Consider the following 19,719-nt stretch of genomic DNA (forward strand, 5'->3'; position numbering starts at 1 on the left):
TGAGTGGCTCAAAAAGCTGCTCGAACTCGATGGGGGCGTCTTTGTGGACACGCCCGCAATTGTACGAAACCTGCATGCATGTGTGGGTGTTCGCCAATTGCTAGAAATGGGAGCACGCTCCCATGAAACCTCGCACGTGAGTGCGAGGTAGTTCATTTTGAGCATCAAGGCGGTTAAGAGCTTCCTGAGCAGTTCGCAAACGAAATGCACCTAAGATATTCGGGAAGGCACTTTTAAAGGTCTGTTAAAATACCAACACCAACTCTGTAGGGTATGACAGTGGAGGAATTGAGAAGTTGGAGGTTATCTTCTCGATCAGTGCAGAAACCAAGCGAAACGGCTCAGAACTGGTAATTCCGAGCCGCCTTATAAGGATGAGATCATGTCCACAAATAAATCTCATGCCTCTAGTATAAAGCGGATAGCAAGAATAGTCATTAAATTGATTTTCACTCTGCTGTTATTGCGTTGCTGCTAGGTACTTAGGTAAAGAACCCCGAGGCGAAAGTCAAGGGGTTAAAGTGTTTTCTGACCGAATAGAGGCCGTCGGAAATCTCCCGTAATGAATCCGCCCCGGAGAGTTGGCAAAAAAGCATTGCGATAAATTGGCTCCACGTCGTAAGCCCCTTGGCCCTTTGTCGGATTGACAGTGAGTAACCAAGTTTTGAAACTCAATTTTCCCGCCCATGAGCTAGACAAGTTGGGACATAGATATCGTTGTTCTCCGCATGCTGGTGCTCCGTTTGTTTATTTGGCAAAAATCAACTTTATCTGATCGCCAGCATGTTCGCATGCGGGTTATCTCAATTGTGAAAGTTTATTTTGGACACTAGTGCTTCAAGATATATTTATTGGACGACGTTTACGCTACTCAAGTGGCTGGACAAGCAGTCAATGCAAAGCTTAATTGACTGGTTCGACTGCATAGAGTTAACCAACCTAAAAATTGAGGGAATGTCCGATATACAAAGAAGCGGTGATACAAAGCGCGATCGGTTGTTCTTTAGATTGCTGGGAATATCCGGCTTCGAAGAAAAACCGCAGAACTAACTAAAAGCTATCGTGGTCTAAATTTCTGAAGTGACCTTTAGATGACTTTTAGGTTAGTAAGTAATAAATACTTCTAAGTGAAAGGTGCCCTGGAGTTACTTCCAGGGCCGATTATTTTTTGATTGCGAAAAGCTGCCAGTGAGAGATAAAAAAACGTGCAACTTGTTCGATTGATATTGGGACAATGCAGATTTTTCTCTTCCCAAAATATTTTAATAGACGGACAAGGAAGAGTTATTTCACTTCTGGCATGACCTGATTGAAATTTGCATGACACTCGGTACAGTATGACCGTGATGTCTCGTGGCCTTTATGGCATCGGCTGCACTCGAGCTTTCCTTGGTGACTTTCGTGCGGATTGGCCTTTTTGTCTGATCTAGTCTTTTTCGCTAAGTCCTCATAGCTGCCGTGACACGATAGACATATTTCATTGGATACTTGTGCCCCTTCGACAGGAATACCGTCTGTATGACAAGAACTGCAGGAATTTCTGTTTCTTAGATGGAGCCTCGAGGTCGTCCCGGAAAATGTGTCAAAGAGCTCTTCGTATAATTCAAAATCGTCTTCTTTAATCGTATTTTGATTCGAGTTGGAATTCGCTGCAAGAAGATTGACCTTTCCATTCTTGTTTTCATGACAAGTCGTACAGGGAACTTTTTTTAAGTGTCCTTTGTGTAAGATATAAAAGATCGATTTGCCGTTTCCGCTGTGGCAGCTTGAACAGGAAGAAGCGTTGAGAGAAGAAAAATCCAGATGATTTTTGATTTGAATGGGCTGAGTGGGATGGCACTGACTACAGGGTGTCTGAGCAAAAACCGTAAGCGGCAAAATAAAAGGAAGGAGAAATACAAATCTTCTCATGGGATAACTCCGGCGCCAAATCAATAGATTTGGCGCGTGTTCTATTAGTTATTAGTCTTTGGATGCGTTTTCACCGGCAATTTTGCCAATAGTGAAGATTTCAGCGACAGCATTGCCGCCGACGCGGTTCGTTCCGTGAACGCCGCCGGTCACTTCGCCTGCAGCATAAAGGCCGGGAATCGGTTTCCCGTGCCTATCCATAACCTGTGCGCGAGGGTTGATAGCTAAGCCGCCCATTGTATGGTGAGCGGCCATAGTCAGTCTGCCTGCATAGAACGGTCCCTTTTCAATCTTGTGAATCAGCATCTTCGGATTGCGTCCGAAGGGATCCTTCTTTTCATCGACGGCCTTATTGTATGTGTCAACGGCTTTCTTTAAGTTTTCCGCAGGAATTTGCAGTTTGGCGGCCAATTCATCTAACGTATCCGCTTTAACCGCATCACCGATCTCAAATGCACCATTAAATGCTTTGGTTGCGCCTTTATTCATTGCCGCATAACCGTCTGCATCCCGAATACCGAATACCACCTTGGTAGGGGAGCCAAGAATTGCATCAGCGATCACATCTCTTCGATTGTCTTCAGCAACAAATCTGTCTCCGTTCTTATTAACAAAGATGACGCTTTCAACCGGACTGACCATGCCAATAAAACGGCCGGTAGTAGCGCCGCCCGGAAGCAGCTGAATATAATCCATACCAACAACTTCGGCTCCGATGTCCTGAGCAGGAGAAATCAAGTCACCTGTAGCGCCCTTATGGTTGGTCGTCGGAAGATCATAAAGTCTCGGATCATGAAGTGCTCGTGCCTGCGGATTTGCGCTGAAGCCGCCGGACGCGATAACAATACCCTTGACAGCACGCAAGAACTGAGTTTTTCCTCTTTTAGTAAGAACCTCAACACCAATGACTCTGCCGGTTAGGTTCCCTTCGCGAATGAGACGAACGACTTTTGTATTGAGCAAAATAGGAACATTAAGTTCCTTGCATTTGTTTTCAAGTGCTTCGATGTATCCCAGTCCGAAAGGTTTATTTGAGCTGTGGGCTCTCGGGTGAAGACCACCGTAAACCTGATAGACGCCTGGAAGGAAAACAACTCCGCAGTCCTTCAGCCATTGCAGCGCTTCCGGGGCCCGCTTGGTAAATTCTTTTACAAGCTCGGGATTGCCGCGATAGTCGCCCGCTTTCAGCGTTTGCTCAGCGTGCAGTTCAACGCTGTCTTTAATGCCTTTCTTCTCCTGTTCAACAGGATCAACCGCATTGAAAGCTCCGCCGGTAATGCGCGTATTCCCGCCAATGATATCCATCTTTTCAATGACGACTGTAGAGGCTTTGTTTTGAGCGGCGGCTACTGCTGCGGATAATCCGGCGCCGCCGGAACCAACAACGATGACGTCATAAGTCTTTGACCAGTCAAATTTGTCTTTTCCTTCAGCGTGTGTGACGAGCGGTGCAACAGTCAATGCCATTGAGGCAAGAGAGCCTGTCAGAAAAGTACGGCGTTTTGTAGAAATTGTCATTTGCTGCTCCTGAGAGTGAGTTTATCGAGAACGGTTTCAGTTTATGAATTGAGCGGCATTCTGAAAATTGTGAGCTCGCACTACGTAGAACACGAAATTGACGGTCTGCTATTCCTTCCACATAATAACCGAGGAGCGTTCTGACATAAATAAAATGCCTCATCACTTCAGATTCCTCGGTATATCTTTTGCATGCCTGATGTTTGGCAGCGTCTCTCTCGCTTATGAAACCGTCAGAACACCTCTAATTATCGCAGTTCAAAAAGAAGGTTCCGATAGTATTCATTCTCTTGTTGCGAATACCTTCCAAAGACTGTCGATAATTAACCGAAATCGCATCCCGGAGCTTCGCTATTTTTCCGTTAAAGAGCTTCAGAATCCGGATGTGCTAAATGGTGCGCACTATATGATTTGTAGCGCTACGGTGTATGCAGCACTGGAAAAATACAGCGGTTTAAAAGCCGTGGCAGCTGTAAAACCAAGCGCGGCAATTAGTTCAGACCATGCAGCTTCCACTGCAATAGTTGTGAAAGCCGATAGCGTTCATAAAATCAATACATTGAAAGAGCTGGAAAATAAAGTCATTGGTATTTCAGAAGATGCATCGCCTGACATAAAAATTCACGTACTAAATGAATTGAGAATGCAGGGGTTCCCGAGTAAACGATTTGTGAAACTGAAAACGATTCCGGCTTCTTATGAGGATTTGCTTGATGAATTCCATTCAGGAGAAATCCACGCTGCTGCAGTGGATCCGATCCTGTTTACACGTCTTCCAGAAAAAATTAAACGAGAGTTTAAACTTCTAGAACCTCGGATTAAAGACGATTATGCTCTTGGTCACACAACAATCACTTATCCGGGGTGGATATTTGCCGCAACGCTAAATACTGGAAGAAATGAAAATGAAAGAATTGAAGCATTTCTGAAAAGCCTTCCTCCTGTTGGCGGTATGGGCTGGGCGTCGGAAGGGGACTACAGAAAAATGCACCAAATACTTTCATTCCTCGATGAACCGTTTTACAAAAGCTTCAGAAAGAAAAGCTTTAATGAACTCGTCAATGAGAATATTGTTTGGGTAGCGGCAATTGCCGCAGTTCTTTTATGCTGGATTGCTCTTACGATTTTCTCTAACCTTCTAATCAAAAGAAGAACAAAAGAACTTTTTGAGGCTAACGAGAAGCGATTTAGAGCTGAAGAACACTTTCACAGCTTGGAAAAAGCTTCAATTGTTGGCCAAATGTCTAATATCGTTGCTCATGAATTGAGACAGCCGTTAGCTGCAATTTCAAATTATTCATTGGCGATACGGAGAAGATTGTCAAAAGGAAATCTTGACGAAGAGGCGCTCTCCTTTGCTATATCAAGGCTGATTAAAGAGAGCGGCCGCGCATCGGACATAATTGAACATGTTCAGCGTTATGCGAAAGGCAAGCCCTCGGACCGCATTAAATTCAATGTCAGTGATTTGCTCGCGGCTATCTGCAATGACTATGTTAATTCTCAAAGACAACCTATTGTGCACTATGAAGGGGAGGCGGATATCTCTTTTATCGGAGATCCTTTGGAAATTGAGCTTCTTTCGAGAAATTTAATCAAAAACGCGCTTGAGGCCACTTCTACACTTCATGTTCCGGAAGTACTGGTTAGGGCAGAGAAAGTATCAAATGCACTCAAGATTATTGTTTCTGATAACGGTCCTACACTTGACGACTCAGAACTTGAAAATTTAAAAGAGCCGCTTAGATCTACAAAGATCAGCGGATTAGGACTCGGTCTTTCAATTGTGAAGAGAATTTCAGAAAGGTACGGAGGACATGTTGACTTCATTAAGAACAAACCATCCGGACTTTCAGTCGCAGTCTTACTCCACAGCAATGCATGAGGAATGAACATGGAAGTAAAGAATTCATTTGCCGTCGTGAGAATAGTAGATGACGATGTCGGAGTAAGAGACTCTTATAAATTCCTTGTTGAGAGTGATGGCTGGTTTGTTCGTACGTATGCCAGTGCAGAAGATTTTTTGGCTCATGATGATCCTTCTGTTCCAGGATGTGTTGTCCTGGATGTAAGGATGCCGGGATTGTCAGGGTTGGAGCTGCAGGCAAAATTAAGCGGCCTTGTCCATAAAATTCCCGTTATATTTATTAGCGCGCACGCTGATATCGAAATGGTAGTGAAAGCTATGCAAAAAGGTGCATTGGATTTCCTCCCGAAACCTATAAAAGACGAGAGCCTATTGTCATCAATCGAAAAAGCGGTAGTGATTGACCGAGAAAGAAGACGGCGCAGTACTGAAAAATCAGAAATCCTCGGAAGTTGGAACGCCCTAAGCCCGCGTGAGCAGGAAACGGCAGTGCTGATCGCGGAAGGACTCTTAAATAAGCAAATCGCAGACAAATTAAACATAACCGAGAGGACCGTACAGGTTCACAGAGCTCATGTGTTTTCGAAATTCGGTGTGAGAAATGCTGTTCAATTCGCCCAGAAACTAATGATTATGAATAGTTCTGAAAATGTCTAATTTAGATTTAATTATCGTTGGTGCAGGCATGGCCGGTCTCTGTGCGGCAAGAACCGCTGTTGAATTGGGTTTAAATGTGCTTGTACTGGAGAAAGGTATACAAGCAGGCGGAACGACAGGTCTGTCTGACGGAATTTTCAATTCATGCGATCCGGCTAGGCAATTTCCAATTGATGTACATGACTCACCCGAGAAGCATTTCCTAGATATTCTTGAGTACGGACATGGAAAAGGTCATCCCGAACTGATAAAAAAATATACATATGGTGCAACTGAAGCCTTGAATTGGCTTGAACATATCGGATTTAAGTTTGAGCGGAGTGTGACTCAGGAGCCGGGAACATTGTACCCGCGCAGTCATAAACCAATTTATGGGAACGGGGAAAGTTATATAAATTTTTTGCTTTCACATCTTAATTCATTATCATGCACTATCTCATACGGTAGCAACGTTGTAGGGTTTAAAAAAGACGATTCTCAGCCGTTATCGGTTGTTTTTGAGCGTGGAAAAAACACCATTGAATTAACTCCAAGGTTTGGCGTTATCCTTTGCGCAGGTGGTTTCTGCGCTTCTAATCGTTTGGTCTCGACTAACTTTAATTTACTATCAGGTTCCGAGTATCTGGGAAGCCCTTTATGTGACGGCGGAGTATTGACCTCAGCCATGGATATCGGGGCAGAGTCAGTTCACATGAGCTATTTTGAATTAAGTGTAGGAGATTCTGCGATTGAACAGTTGCTCTTAAACCCGGCAGAATTTATTTTAGTTAACGCTGAAGGAAGGCGTTTTTGTCGGGAAGATTTAGAGTTTTCTTCACTTTGCGAAGCAGTTCTTCGCCAGTCCGGACACTGTGCATCTATTCTTTATTTTGGTTCGGGAAATGACTCTGCTAATAGGCCTCAGAAAATTGAGGACAGATTTTCAAATGCACTGGCTCAATACAGAAAAGCTTGTGAAATCAAATCTGATGAAGCCTTTGGGAAGAATCCGTTCTATTTAAAAAAAGTAGGGTATGTCACAAAAACTGCAGTTCTTGCACCGAAGATTATGGCTTCCCTTGGCGGTTTGAATGTTAATGAGTTCGCCAATGTATTGGATAGAAACCGTCAGCCTATTAAAGGATTATTCGCAGCCGGTGAAATCGTCGGAGGCATCTTTGGCGAGGCCTGTTCTTTTGGCGACAACTTAGCCTCTGCGGCGGTGTTTGCGCGTGTTGCGGTGAGAGAGGCATTAAAGATATAAAAAGGAACCCCTAAAGTTCGGCTTAGGAGTTTTTCCTTGATCCAGATATGGTGGTTGCCGGTAGGTTATACCGTAGTGATTTCTCTGCCAAAGTGTACCGGTTGCTGTTCTGTAAAATCTGCGCCTAATGATTCGAGCCACTCTACACTTCATGGCTTTATCGAACAATGTTATGAGGTAGGGATTCTCGAGATTGTCGTCATCATATTGGAAGCAATGAAAATTACAGTTTTGCTAAAAGCTTCAGTTGCTCTGGAGTGAGAATGTGCAAATGAAAAAAATCAAGCTGTTCCAAGTCAGATACATGTAAGACTTGGGCTTCGTCAATAAATATTGGTTTTGTCGGAAGTAAATACTCAGATAACTTATCACTGAGCCTTCCTCTTTCTCTTGCATCTGACATAAGTTTTCGGTATAGGTTTAATTGGAGTGAAACTTCCCCGATCGACAACAAAGCGGAGTTATATTTCAAGACCTCATTGTCGAAATCTCCGAAGGCCGTTTTAAAAAGGAAAGGGTTTGAATTCTATCACTGGCTTTTGCAGTGGGAAGATAAGGAAATACCGGAAAATCTTCAGGGACGAAACCCTCATCACTGAAAAGCAGACAAAGCTCCAATAAATAGTTTTCGTGGTTTAAAACAAAGGAGTTAAGCTTTACTCCTGTCTTATCAAGTAATTTGCAGATTTGGGCCACGCCGGAAACATCAAAAAAGCACTTCTTAAACACCACATTTAAAGTCCTCTCCAACTGATTCTCGGCTTCCGATATGCTGTTAGTTAGAAATCTAAGGTTATCATATGTATCTTGCTGATCAATTACAAGGAATGTCGAACTTTCGAAATACTCTGAAGGTTGTTGAGTCATTGTTATTATTTGTTCAGTTGAATGAGAAGCTTTACAAAGGCGCCCATGGCTGTTCAGGCCTGGTTGGTAAAGACATCATCGAAATTTGAACATTTGGCTAGTGCACGCTCCATCGCTTTAAATACCTCATCTTCCGTAAACTTTTTCCGATAGTCCTTTTCGTAGTTTGGCAAGTGAACCTTGAGTCTCTGAGTGCATTTTTCGCGTTTCGGGCGTCCGCTGACGATAACGCTTGATGTTTGGACGCGTAAACTGATTTTTACTCAAGGGGCTCAAGAAGTACTAAAAGCCGTCCGCATATATTGTCCGGAAGAAGAATTCCAACTTTTGGAGGAACAAATACCTCATTACTACAAGCAGGTTCAAGATGAGACTGCCCTATCAGTTGGGAAAAATAATTTGGAAGCAGCCGAGAGACGGCGCAAAGTAATACGTGATCGAATAGTGAGGTTGTTGCAGCCAAAGGGGATAAAGGCAAATGATGAGTTAGCGGATTTCCTCACCTTAGATTGCGGCAGCTTTGAACATTGGATAAGCCGGAGAAAGCTAGAAGAATTTGGATTTAAGTTTTCTCATGAGACCACCTTTTCTAGAGGCAATACGGCTAAACCAATCATTCTTTTCCTAGATAATCAAGGGAAACATAACAAGAAATTAGCACCTCAATACGAGAAAGTTGCGTCTGTGCTTAACAGTCACATCCTTGTAATTAATAAAAACACCCCTATCGATTCTAAGCTATTGAAAGAATGCAGTGATTTACTCTGGCTAAATCGAGATTTTTTTTGGGATAAAAATTTAACCGTCTTACTCGATTCCTTTGGGGGAGCGAACCTAATGCTTTTGCTTTGACAGAAGTTTTAAAAGATTTTTTCCCGGATTATCAAGTTGTTGTTACTCAGGACGCCAGAAGTTCTGCCACTTTGTTTTGCATCTGCTCACCGAAAGTGCTCTACCGGAAAAATTCTTTTTTTGGCTGTTTTGGGGCTTCTGTTTCCGACTATAACCGTCCTGGAGCGCATATTTCAGAAAGCTTTATTCGTGAAGGAGTAAGGAAAGTTAATTTCGAGGAAATGCGAGCACAGATTATTTAAAGCGATTCACCCAATTCAAATTGCTCAGGTGATGAGGGCCGGCTCTCTGGCGCGTGAATTAGTGTTAGAAGTAAATAAAATTACGCCGAGAGCACTGGATTTTTTTACTCGAGAAAACTTCCCACATAACTATCCCTTAACGGCTGAAGAAATAGTCGAATTACCCCCGTTAAAAAATTTTGAAGAAGTGTCATCCGAATTAGAAGAGATGCTGCGAGGAATAACCGGAGAAAATGAATATTAATCTGCCCTAGAGAACATTAAACAGATTGGTGCTAGACAATATGGTTTAAAAAACTGCGCCAACATGGGCCTGATAGAGAACAAAACTTGTAATCTGTCTCAATCTAGATAAAAAAGAGCCGGCTCTGTGCATTTGAGTCGGCTCTTTGCTAGATAACTATTTATTTGGATTCAGCTGCGACTTTTCCTGCCTGCCGGCCGAATGTGAAAATGTCAGCTATAGCGTTTCCGCCTAAACGATTGGCACCATGGATACCGCCTGTGACTTCGCCTGCGGCATAAAGACCGGGCAGAGGTTTACCATTGTGGTCAAGGACCTGAGTTTGAGTGTTGATCCTCAGTCCTCCCATGGTGTGGTGGACTGTCGGCACTTTCTTAACGGCATACCAAGGACCTTCTGTCATCGGACGGTCCTCTTTATTGTTCGCAACAAAACCGTATTTGTCCTTCTCAACTTTCCCGGTCGCAACCTTGTTGTACTCGTCCACAGAAGCTTTAAGTTTTGCAGCATCCATACCGGTCTTCTTGGCTAGTTCATCAAGAGTGTTGGCTTCAACAACTGCTCCTAATGACGCCATATCCGCAATAGTGGCTCCGTTTCTATCTACCCAGTCGCGAGCAGGATATCTCACATGATTAACAACTAACCAGTAAGTAGAGTGGGGCTGTGCAAAAATGGCCTTGCATAAAGTGTCTCGAGCCGCACCTTCATTGACAAATCTGTCTCCCAGCTCGTTAACAAAAAGTCTATTGCGGCCGGAAGTACGGATGTGTTCCATTAAACCGGTTCCGGGTGTTCCGCACGGATGAAGCTGAATATCGGACATGCCGATGACATCGGCGCCGGCTTTCTGACCGAGCGCGATACCGTCACCTTGTGCGGATTTCTGTATTGTTGATGCGCCGATTCCTTTACCGAGATCAACTTCTTTCCATACACCGGTGTTAACTTTACGTCGTAATTCAACGTTAGCGCCGAAACCGCCTGTTGCTAAAACTACACCTTTTGAGGCGAGTACGGTAATTTTGCGTCCGTGGTTATTTGCTACTACGCCTGTAATCCTCCCGCCTTTGTCCTGGATTAGACTTTTAACATCAGCATCGGTGATGATTGTTGCGTCATCTTTATGCTCAGCAAGGAATTTTTCTAAAGCACGGATATAGTGGTTGCCGGCGGGCGTTGTACCGTAGTGACTTCTCTGCCAAAGTGCCCCGGTTGCAGTCCCGATTTTGTCTTTAAAATCAGCGCCTAATGATTCAAGCCACTCAACCGACTTCATGGCGTTGTCTGTCAGATAATGCACAAGTTCAGGATTTCCGACATTGTGGCCGCCTTTCATCGTCTGTTCGTAGAATTTGTTCACGGAGTCTTCAATTCCCATGGCGCCCTGACGTTTCGGATCAACAGCATTGAAGGCGCCGCCGGAAACATTGGTGGATCCGCCGAGATAGCCAAGTTTCTCTAAAACAACAACTTTTGCCCCGTTCTGAACAGCTGATACGGCAGCAGCAAGTCCGGCGCCACCGCCACCGACGATAACAATCTGTGTCTTGAGTGTTTCATCGTTTGTCGGATAGACATCGACCTTTTTATTAAATTCGGATTTGTCAGCACCGGCCTGTGTCAGACAGTCCCTAACGCCTTTCTTGATAGCAAAGGAAGATAGAGTTGCGCCGGTTACGTTATCAACGTTGACCGATTGCGTATCTTTAATGTGTTTTGCAAGTCTGTTTAAAGCTAGCTTGCCAACACCAATAGTTTCAAGATTCTTTGAGATATCGATATTCTCAATCTTGTTATTAGCAATAGTAACTTTTACTGTGAGCGGAGCGTTGTGACCGTTAACAGTGGAAGTGTAGGTGCCGTCTTTCAGAGCGGCGGAAGCAGGAGCCATTGCAAATGATAATGCTGCAGCTAAAGGGAGTAGGATGAAGGACTTCATAAGTTTTCTCCTTGTTAATCTTTCTTTAGTCTATGAAACAGGGTACCTAAGTATTGGGTACTTAAGTACAATCAGCTCGTACACTACAGAAAAGAAAAACTTTAGCTCCCATGTGTAAAAGGATTTGTTTAGTTCTTGCAGGTGTCTTATTGACCGGTAGCCTGTGTTCAGCGCAGCCTGTCATACGTGTCGGCATGACTGAAGGCGGTCATGAAAAGAATCACAGCAGGATTTTTGAAGAGACGAGACAATCCTTAATAGATAGATTTGGCAAAGATCTGGTTTCTTTTGAGCTAATTCATGTCAATGAATTAGTGAGCAAGATACTTTCTGGAGAGGTTAATTTTTTTGTTTCAACAACGGGATTGTCCAGAAGGCTTCAGGCGGAAGGCGCCCGTGATTTAGCAACCATAACGTCAACTCGATTTCCAGATCCTAATCATTCGTTCGGTTCAATCTTTATCACAAGAAAAGATTCCGGAATTGCTGAACTTGCGGATATGAAAGGGCGGGTTCTTGTGAGTAACCGTCCTATGGGTTTCTACGGTTACGTTGTCCCGATCGGAGAGATCGCAGGACACGGCTATGATCCGAAGGATTTTTTCTCAAAAGAGATATTTCTGGACAGCGGAAGTCACAATGTCTTGATTGCATTATCAAACGGCACTGGTGATGTAGCGACGGTGCCAAGCTGCTTTCTTGAAGATAATTATCCTGAGAATCATCCGTTCAGAACAGAACTGAAGGTGATCAATGTCCTTGAAGAAAAGCCTTGCGTTCGATCAACAAATGCTTATCCTAATTGGTCATTTTCATCTTCACCTAACACGCCCCATGAATTATCTCGAGAGGTTCTTCGCGTTCTTTTGTCGATGCCTCGAGATTCATACGGTTATCGCTGGAGTGTTGCAACGGATTTTTCCGGGACGGACCGGTTATATCAGGATTTGAAGACCGGAATGTACACAATCCTTAATGAATGGACATTTTCTAATTTTTTGAAGGAATACAAACACTGGGTTCTTCCGCTCGCGATTGTACTGATGTGCTTAGCCGGATACAGCGGACTTTTAAATTTCTTAGTTCGGAAGCGAACGAATCAACTAACCCGTTCGATAAAAAAGCAACAGCTGCTGCATAAACGATCTAGAGATTCTGAAGCTAAGTATGAGTCACTTCAAAAATTAGGCATCATTGGACAAATGAGTTCAATGATTGCACATGAACTGAGGCAGCCGCTTTCAAGTCTCAAAATCTATGCACAGACACTTCAAAGGAAATTCGAAAAAGGAGAGTTCCACGAGGATCAGTCCATTGATGTATTGCGCAAGATTCTTTCTCAGGCAGAAAGAGCTGAAACCATTGTTCAGAGCGTAAGAAATTATGCTCGCAGCAAAAGAAGCGATAAGCAGGAGATTTCTCTAACAAGGGTCTGTGAGAACGCGGTCAGCGTATTTAAACAGAGCGGGCGATTTAGCGGCACATTAAAAGTAAGAATTTCTGGAGATATGCGCTTATATGCAAATCCAATGGAGCTTGAATTGGCAATATTGAATATCTTGAGGAATGCAGCAGATTCTCTCATTTCTTCGAAGAATCAGGACCCAAAAATCGAGTTAATTGTTCAGCGGATTAATGACACCGCGATTCTTAAAGTAACGGACAATGGACCCTTAGTGTCTGAAAAAGAACTAGAAGACATGACGGTCCCATTAAACAGCAGCAAATTGAACGGGTTAGGCATCGGTTTATCTCTCGTCAGAACCATTATGGAAAATCACGGCGGAAATTTTGATATTGAGCCGCTCAAGTACGGCGGAGTTTGTGCGACATTAACCTTAAAAATCATGGAAGATCAAAATGCCTGATAAAGAAATTATTTGTATCGTTGATGACGACGCAGATCACTGTGATGCCTTAGGCTTTCTACTGGATAACGAAGGTTATGAAGTTCAGACATACTCCAGCGCAAATGACTTCTTAACAGTTGACCATTTGAGGTGTGACTGCCTGATTCTTGATTACAAAATGCCTGGAATTAACGGAATGGAACTTTTGGAGCTGTTAAAGATTAAGGGATTTACGTCTCCGATAATTTTTCTAACTGCTCACGCCGATCTGGATATGGCGATAAAAATTTTCAAAGACGGAGCGAATGATCTAATTCAGAAACCTGCGGATTCCGACAAACTCTTGAAGGCCGTTGGAGATGCGATTGAAAAGTTCAAAATAGTCCACATGCATATCACCGGAGAAAGCGGTGAAGCCGCCGAAAAGTTAGCCTCATTAACGAATAGAGAGCGACAGGTTATTGATCTTGTTTCGATGGGGTTGATGAACTGCCAGGTTGCTTCAAGATTAAATTTGAGTGAGCGGACGGTAGAGACACATAGAGCAAACGCTTATAGAAAATTAGGCATCTCAAATTTTGCACAACTGCGCAAAGTACTGCTCTTATCCGGACAGGTTTGAGATGCATGTTCCTTAACTTTTGAGTGACTTTTTATTTTAAAAGTTAAAAAGGTGAGACACGTTACCAAGTCAAACAGAATGAGGTTCCCAAGATATGAGAAATTGGACGAGGGTCTATACTAAACTCTTCATCTCCCCTTCAGGCATCTGTTAAAAACCCGACTTTAGGAGAATCTCGTAAATAAAAAAAACTCATCCCTTGTGTTACTTAGGTTGAGGCAGTTTAAGAATTATTTTTGCGTCATAATAAATCCAACCTCTTTAGAGTCGGCACAGCGCAGTTAAAGTCCGGGAACTTTGTCTTTAGACTTCTAGCAAGCTCATGTAAGGAACAGAACCTATTTGGCATTTTTAATCCGCAAACTTCTAAGATCTCCGGTGTCTTCGATGTTTTTAGCTTCCCGCTTTTAATCATTTCTACAAGCTCAGAAGTGCTTTGCCGCTCAAGACCTTTTCTGAGATTGCAGCATTGCTCCACAGTTGCAAAGACTGACCTTTCTTCACTTTGCAGTAGTGGGGCAACGTTTGCCTCCCGAAGACAAGTGGAAATTTCCTCAGCTGTCACGTGCACGGAACTTTTTTCAGCGCGATTTTGTATAAGCCGAACAGAGATAAGCGCAAGGTAAACCAGCAGACAATGCGCAATGATGTGCTTTGAGTTAAACACATACATCGGGCGCAGACCGAGATTGGACTTCATAACCCTGAAGCAGTCCTCAATGCAGTTAAGACGATGATACATACCGGCGATTTCGGTATCTTTGAGGATCGGATTTTTTTTCAGAGACCACTCCGTCTTTGTCTGCTTGTATCGGCGATTCCTTATACACAACGGCAGCATAACCGCATAGAGCCAGTTTATTTTGCAAGACCTTTTCATCAATTCCGAGAATTGGCTGATCCTTGCCGTTTTCTGTTTTTGCCAAACAGGCCCAACCGGTTTTTCTCGGTCCGGTTTTGACTCCCGCCTGTTTCTTCGCAAGAACGATTCCCTGCCAGAATTTTAAGATGGCCTGATCACGCTTTTGTCGTTTTTTGTTAAACGTAAAGACTAATGTGCAGTTGATTTTTGAACCGCTCCCACCCGATTTCTCCCAATCGGAGACCACTTGATAAAGATTGTCATCGGGGGCCTCACTGTTTAGCGGCTGATAACGTGATCGGTCCAGCATCTTTGGGTTAGCGTTTCACCGAGCTTGGTGACTTTTTGGGCCATCAGAAAGCCGAGATTGTTCCCGTTCAGCATCTTTAAATTTTCAACTGATTTCAGGAAACGACACATTGAGAATACCGTTCGAACCGTTGAGAGAAATCACCTATTAAAGACGGAATCTGATACTGCTAGCGTTGCTTATCATTTATGCGCCTAAAAAATAACCTGCTGATCTGTCATCTGTGTCAGCAGGTTTTCCAAAAGGGAGTATGTTGGATTTAGCGGCTCAAACTGAGGTTTTTTAGCGTGGGGCTTCCAAAGAGAAGTAATGTTTTAACCGTTGGAACAGGTCCTATTGTTTCGAAGGTTCCTCTGTTCGAGCGCTTTCTTTCTGAGCCTCGTCCTCTAATTTTGAAATGCGGAAAAGGTAACCGTGGTTGATTCGCAGATTAAATATCTCCGGCTGCCCTGCCTGTAATTCGATTTCGCGTAAGAAACCAGTTTCCTGCGGTTTCTCTTTCATGCAGTATTTACCTTTTTCCTCTTCCATTTTTTTGCGATCTTCGTCATTAGCCGGAATAGGCGCGTAGGTAAGACGCAAATTGTGTTTGCCGGGTTCAAGGTTTAAAGTCAGAGTTTCATCGGGCAGAAAAATGACGGATAACTTGTCATCAATCCAAAGTGCCATATCGCAGATGCCGGTTACATACCTGGATTCGAATGTGACCGGAACATTCTCTCTAGCAGAAGTTGTTGGGATAAAGATTCGCTCGTTCGCGACAGCGGTGAGTTCCGTCTTGTCTTGAGCTTCATCAGCAAACGAAAGACCGGCATTTAATGCGGCTGCACAAAGCAGGACCGTTTGAATAAAGAATGATGTCTTATTCATGCTTGATAGTTCTCCTCTCGGTTATTAGCCGAGAGGAGATAGAAGTGTTTGGAATCTAAGGTTAGAAAACGTATCTCATGCCGATGTCAGCACGGTAATCCTGCTGAATCTTGGCTCCGAAGGACCGCTTGATCTGCGCAAAGCCGTACGTATCCTTATTGAAGTTATAAGTACCGCCGACAGAGATTTCGCCCCATGTGTCTTTCATGGAAACGGAGTTCTTGTTTCTTGCGCCGTTATCAAGGGTATAAGTCGCTTTGTATTTCGATGTAAATTCTCTGAGCACATCGAGTTTCACAAAAGCGCTTCCTTCTTTTGCTTCGCGTCCTAAGGAGATGCCGGCTCTGCCGATTGTGCTGGGTGTGCCTTTGACGTGAACATTAATACGGGTATCGGTACGATATTTCGCGTCTTTAATGTAACCATAGGTCAGCTGAAGCTGAGGATCGACATACCAGGTCTCGGATAACGGGATCTTGTGTCCTGCTTCAATACTTGCCTGCAGGGCGTTGGTGTGGTATTTGCCTTTGGAAATGTAGCGATTAAGTTTACTAATCGCGGTGAAGTCGTTGCTCAAGCGGCTGCCTTTGAGAATTAAGTCAAGGTAGGCACCATTGTCAAACTTCTTCACGGCGTATGCCGACAGGCTGCCGATCCAGTTCTTTCCGCTTCCGTCATTGGAATAATCACTGCTGCCGCGGGTATAGCCCAACGCCGCGCCGAATATCCACTTGCCGTTATTTTCTTTATCGGCGACGTGATCGAAACCAATCTGGAATCCGTGATATCTGTTCTTGAAGTAAGTATTGCCGCTGTCATAAGTATTCTTACCGCCAAGAACTCGAACCCAGGCACCTTCTAAATCGGTTCGATCGCGGATTTCTCCCATGCGCTGGTATAGTGTTTCGTTTTCTTGTCTCCACAAGAAGTAGTTTGTCATAGAGATCGAACTTAAAGCATCCATAGTCGAGGTAGAACCCTCTCCCGGGACAATAAACCCGGTATTCGGATCAACGGTAGGATTATGTACTTCGTGGTCGATAACTGGATTGTTAACGCCGGGGTTGTCTTCTCCGGGTACAGGGTCTTTATCACACGGTTTATCGCACTTATCGTCACAATCAGTGAAATTAACAGTTAAACGATTCTCCGTTGAGTTGTCGCCGGTTTCGTACAGCTGCAAAGGATCATATTTGACGTAGGGATCAATTTTTTTATCTGTAATAGGAGCTTCCACAATACCAAAGACCTGTCCCATGTACTTCAGACCGTTTGGAGAAGTAGAAGAAGTTGATCCGGAGCCCTCTGCATTATTATCCGGATCAGCACCAGTATTCGTTTCGGGATACAGCTCTTCAACCCGAGGATTGCCGTCAACCAGGGAGTCGGTAATGTTGTTTGGATTGCCTACTGCACGTATGTCCTCAAAGTAATAAGGCGCTACGTATGTTGCTTCCGGAGTGACTAACCCCTCAGGGATAGAAAGTTCGACATAACCGGCGATTTTCCTGTTTGAAGGTAAAATCTCATATTTTTGATTGAGATTAAATGGATTGTGAAGGTTGTCTTCGTTTGCGGCAATCCAGCCGGTGGTTTTGAGCCAATGTTCTTTCTCATAGCGATGTTTTGCGTCAGGGTAGAGAATTAATACGCTGACATCGCGTGATTCATCTTTCCAATGATTCTCTGTCTGTTTGAGAAGATGCTCTTCAATTTCTTTTTCACTTAACGGTTTGCCGTTGAGATAGGCTTCAATTGTATATCCTTTTGATAGATAATCTTTGTACGAAGCAAGGGTAAGTGCATCTCCGCCCTTAATCTTCTGCCACTCTCCTGAGGTTACCGTTTGGCCGTCTCCTTTTTCAATGCCTACGTACTTCCAATCAGCTCCTTCCGGGGTGTAATGTTCAAATTTATCTTCAACTCGTTTGCCAACATAGATGCCAACAGCTTTTCCTTCGCTGTCGAGTCGAAGTACAGGATAAAAGTTCTCTTCTTTAATCTTTAGTCCGGCTTCAGAGCTGCCATATCTGTTTTCAAAGTAACCGTCCGCTGGAGCAATGTTTTGGCGCGATTCCTCATCTCCGATAACGACGTTGTTCGCAGCTTCTCTCATCAGCTGAAGCGCGTTCAGGCCGGTGTTAAGATAAGTTAAGAGTACAGGGTTGTCTGTTCCTGAGTAGCCGTTAGAGCCGCCAAGTGTATCCGGAAGGTTGTTTGTGTCTACAGTGACTGTCAGATTTAAACGAGTCGGATCACCGCTTGACTGCTTCTGAACGTTATTCAGAATGATCCCGTTCGTATTAACTTTAAGAACATCTTTTTCAACAGTTGCTCCGGTTTCGGCGTCTTCATACGACTGCTTCTGCCAATTTGTCCCGAAGTAGAGCGTTGAATTTCCACTAAACGCACCTTTATCGTTAATATAGGATTTGCGCCCTAATCTGACTTTGTAGCCGCTGCTTAGAGGATCTAACTTATCTCCGAATGAAAGGGATGTGCGGGGAGATGCATCCGCATATTTTCCTCGCAAGATTTGAATATTGACGTCTGGGCCCAAGGTCAGGGTATCTGAGTTGGGGAGGGCGGTTGTATTAAAAGTCAGATCTGCTGAAAGAGCTTTCTCATGTTTGTCGTTGGCTACAACAATATTTCCGTTGCGCAGATCAAAGCTACCCCTCATATGAGTCGCGGTATCAAAGGTCAGAAATCCGCCGCCTACAGGTGATATATAAATAGATCGTGAAACAGGTCCTGTAGCATCGATCCAAACCGGCTGGTCAGGATTTTTAGCTTCTATAGTGGAAACTCCGCCTATATTATAAATACCGAGTGATCCGGCTGTAGTGCTTGCATTCACAGTACGGACACCGTTGGTTATGCCGACATATTGTGTGCCGATATGATGCACCTGACTATCCTCAGAGCTCTTAGAGCATTCTCCGCCATCGCCGGTGCAAGCGCCATTATCGCTATAGTTGTAAATGCCGATGGAATGAGAGCCTGTAAGTCCGGTTGCGTTATTTATATCGATCGTATCAACTTCACGGATGACTTGAGGACCGCAGTCAGCCGTTTCAGAAGCGCTTCCGTTGGCAATACCGTAATTTGTTGCGTAGATAGTTCCTATTTTTTGAATGTACTGATTACTTCCGTAAACATTTGCCACACCGGCGCCAAATCGGTTGTCTTCTTCGCCGATTTGATTGATCGGCATATAAATTTGTTGGTCTCCAAGCCAGCCAAAACCCGGAGCTCTATTTGAGATAGCAACTCCGCGCTCGGTTGAGTAAGCACTGGACGTTCTCGTAGTATTCATGATCATTTTATCAATTTGACCGCCGGCTTCTTCTTGAGAAACTCCCAGTATTTGTACACCGCCGTTGTTGCTAATTAAGGCTCCCGGCTGAAAAGCTCCAACACCGAGACCAAATTGAACAATGGCGGCACGTCCGCTAATGTCAGCTTTAAGAGTTTTGAAATTTCCGGTAATTCTTTGAGTTACAGCACTGGCTACAGCGTCCGGATCCGTTGCACTGACAAGCTTGTCATAGGAAACGACGAAAACTCTGCCGGTTTGAGAGGAGAGCAGGTCAGCGTCAGGGATATCGATGGTTTGTTTGTTGACTGTTGCAAAGAATATTCCTGCACCGCCCATAGCAGAGATGGTGAGTGAGTTTTTGGTACTTTGAATCTCCTGAGCAGTAGTTGCAGATGAAAACACCGGATTTTTTATTGTATTCATCCCCACAGTAATAGTGGACTGAAGATCATCGGTTATCGTGTAGGAAGAGTCTTTGTAAGCGGTAGTCCCTAGGTTACCGTCTGTGGGAAGGTCTGCTGAATGTGATACCCCCCCCCA

At 44.0% G+C, this 19,719-nt stretch carries 17 protein-coding genes and 1 pseudogene; 8 read left to right on the forward strand and 10 right to left on the reverse strand.

The genetic code is table 11. The features are described from left to right. Nucleotides 1–482: 482 nt before the first annotated feature. The gene (locus E5987_RS13505; protein WP_160335936.1) at nt 483–650 is read right to left on the reverse strand and encodes a DUF4372 domain-containing protein; all 168 of its coding nucleotides are present in this window, start codon (nt 648–650) and stop codon (nt 483–485) included. Between the two features lie 217 nt (nt 651–867). Here E5987_RS13505 and E5987_RS13510 point away from each other — a divergent pair. Next, nucleotides 868–1,050: pseudogene (locus tag E5987_RS13510) on the forward strand (IS1634 family transposase); the annotation flags it as partial. Between the two features lie 234 nt (nt 1,051–1,284). On the opposite strand, the gene E5987_RS13515 reads toward E5987_RS13510, so the two are convergent. Then, nucleotides 1,285–1,911, reverse strand: coding sequence for a cytochrome c3 family protein (locus tag E5987_RS13515; protein ID WP_160335912.1), 627 nt, complete (start codon nt 1,909–1,911; stop codon nt 1,285–1,287). Between the two features lie 51 nt (nt 1,912–1,962). Further along, the gene (locus tag E5987_RS09835; protein WP_160335913.1) at nt 1,963–3,429 is read right to left on the reverse strand and encodes an FAD-dependent oxidoreductase; all 1,467 of its coding nucleotides are present in this window, start codon (nt 3,427–3,429) and stop codon (nt 1,963–1,965) included. A gap of 199 nt (nt 3,430–3,628) precedes the next feature. Between E5987_RS09835 and E5987_RS09840 the strand changes: the two genes are divergently transcribed. From E5987_RS09840 to E5987_RS09850, 3 genes are read left to right on the forward strand one after another with little or no spacing between them, the layout of a single operon-like run. Then, on the forward strand, nt 3,629–5,314 hold the full coding sequence (locus E5987_RS09840) for a sensor histidine kinase (protein ID WP_160335914.1): 1,686 nt from the start codon (nt 3,629–3,631) through the stop codon (nt 5,312–5,314). A 9-nt stretch (nt 5,315–5,323) separates the two neighbouring features. After that, on the forward strand, nt 5,324–5,953 hold the full coding sequence (locus E5987_RS09845) for a response regulator transcription factor (RefSeq protein WP_160335915.1): 630 nt from the start codon (nt 5,324–5,326) through the stop codon (nt 5,951–5,953). Continuing rightward, on the forward strand, nt 5,946–7,196 hold the full coding sequence (locus E5987_RS09850; RefSeq protein WP_160335916.1) for an FAD-dependent oxidoreductase: 1,251 nt from the start codon (nt 5,946–5,948) through the stop codon (nt 7,194–7,196). Before E5987_RS09845 ends, E5987_RS09850 begins: the two co-directional genes overlap by 8 nt. A gap of 223 nt (nt 7,197–7,419) precedes the next feature. Here E5987_RS09850 and E5987_RS09855 read toward each other — a convergent pair whose 3' ends face one another. Both E5987_RS09855 and E5987_RS09860 read right to left on the reverse strand, forming a co-directional pair. Next, nucleotides 7,420–7,599, reverse strand: a complete 180-nt coding sequence (locus E5987_RS09855) for a hypothetical protein (RefSeq protein WP_160335917.1) — start codon at nt 7,597–7,599, stop codon at nt 7,420–7,422. Nucleotides 7,600–7,664: 65 nt separating this feature from the next. After that, a complete protein-coding gene (locus tag E5987_RS09860; protein WP_160335918.1) occupies nt 7,665–8,063 on the reverse strand; it encodes a hypothetical protein in 399 nt (132 codons plus the stop codon). Between the two features lie 192 nt (nt 8,064–8,255). Here E5987_RS09860 and E5987_RS09865 point away from each other — a divergent pair, with 192 nt between their 5' ends. Together E5987_RS09865 and E5987_RS09870 are read left to right on the forward strand one after the other, a co-directional pair. Then, entirely contained in the window at nt 8,256–8,915 is a 660-nt protein-coding gene (locus E5987_RS09865) for a hypothetical protein (RefSeq protein WP_160335919.1), read from the forward strand. After that, nucleotides 8,912–9,157: a hypothetical protein gene (locus E5987_RS09870; RefSeq protein WP_160335920.1), complete on the forward strand. Its 246-nt coding sequence runs from the start codon at nt 8,912–8,914 to the stop codon at nt 9,155–9,157. Before E5987_RS09865 ends, E5987_RS09870 begins: the two co-directional genes overlap by 4 nt. A gap of 404 nt (nt 9,158–9,561) precedes the next feature. On the opposite strand, the gene E5987_RS09875 is transcribed toward E5987_RS09870, so the two are convergent. Then, nucleotides 9,562–11,343, reverse strand: coding sequence for a flavocytochrome c (locus tag E5987_RS09875; protein ID WP_160335921.1), 1,782 nt, complete (start codon nt 11,341–11,343; stop codon nt 9,562–9,564). Nucleotides 11,344–11,492: 149 nt separating this feature from the next. Here E5987_RS09875 and E5987_RS09880 point away from each other — a divergent pair, with 149 nt between their 5' ends. Together E5987_RS09880 and E5987_RS09885 are read left to right on the forward strand one after the other, a co-directional pair. Further along, nucleotides 11,493–13,211, forward strand: coding sequence for a sensor histidine kinase (locus E5987_RS09880; protein ID WP_160335922.1), 1,719 nt, complete (start codon nt 11,493–11,495; stop codon nt 13,209–13,211). Then, on the forward strand, nt 13,204–13,815 hold the full coding sequence (locus tag E5987_RS09885) for a response regulator transcription factor (RefSeq protein ID WP_160335923.1): 612 nt from the start codon (nt 13,204–13,206) through the stop codon (nt 13,813–13,815). The genes E5987_RS09880 and E5987_RS09885 overlap by 8 nt, the downstream gene beginning before the upstream one ends. A gap of 725 nt (nt 13,816–14,540) precedes the next feature. Here E5987_RS09885 and E5987_RS09890 read toward each other — a convergent pair. The 4 genes from E5987_RS09890 to E5987_RS09905 all read right to left on the reverse strand — a co-directional run bounded on the left by E5987_RS09890 (nt 14,541) and on the right by E5987_RS09905 (nt 19,602). Beyond that, on the reverse strand, nt 14,541–14,741 hold the full coding sequence (locus E5987_RS09890) for a hypothetical protein (protein WP_160335924.1): 201 nt from the start codon (nt 14,739–14,741) through the stop codon (nt 14,541–14,543). A 215-nt stretch (nt 14,742–14,956) separates the two neighbouring features. After that, the gene (locus tag E5987_RS09895) at nt 14,957–15,097 is read right to left on the reverse strand and encodes a hypothetical protein (protein WP_160335925.1); all 141 of its coding nucleotides are present in this window, start codon (nt 15,095–15,097) and stop codon (nt 14,957–14,959) included. 223 nt (nt 15,098–15,320) lie between these two features. After that, nucleotides 15,321–15,857, reverse strand: a complete 537-nt coding sequence (locus E5987_RS09900) for a hypothetical protein (RefSeq protein WP_160335926.1) — start codon at nt 15,855–15,857, stop codon at nt 15,321–15,323. 61 nt (nt 15,858–15,918) lie between these two features. Beyond that, nucleotides 15,919–19,602, reverse strand: coding sequence for an autotransporter outer membrane beta-barrel domain-containing protein (locus E5987_RS09905; RefSeq protein ID WP_160335927.1), 3,684 nt, complete (start codon nt 19,600–19,602; stop codon nt 15,919–15,921). Nucleotides 19,603–19,719: the final 117 nt, after the last annotated feature.

This window comes from Parasutterella muris, assembly GCF_009767915.1.
In the GTDB taxonomy this organism is placed as follows: Bacteria; Pseudomonadota; Gammaproteobacteria; order Burkholderiales; family Burkholderiaceae_F; genus Parasutterella; species Parasutterella muris.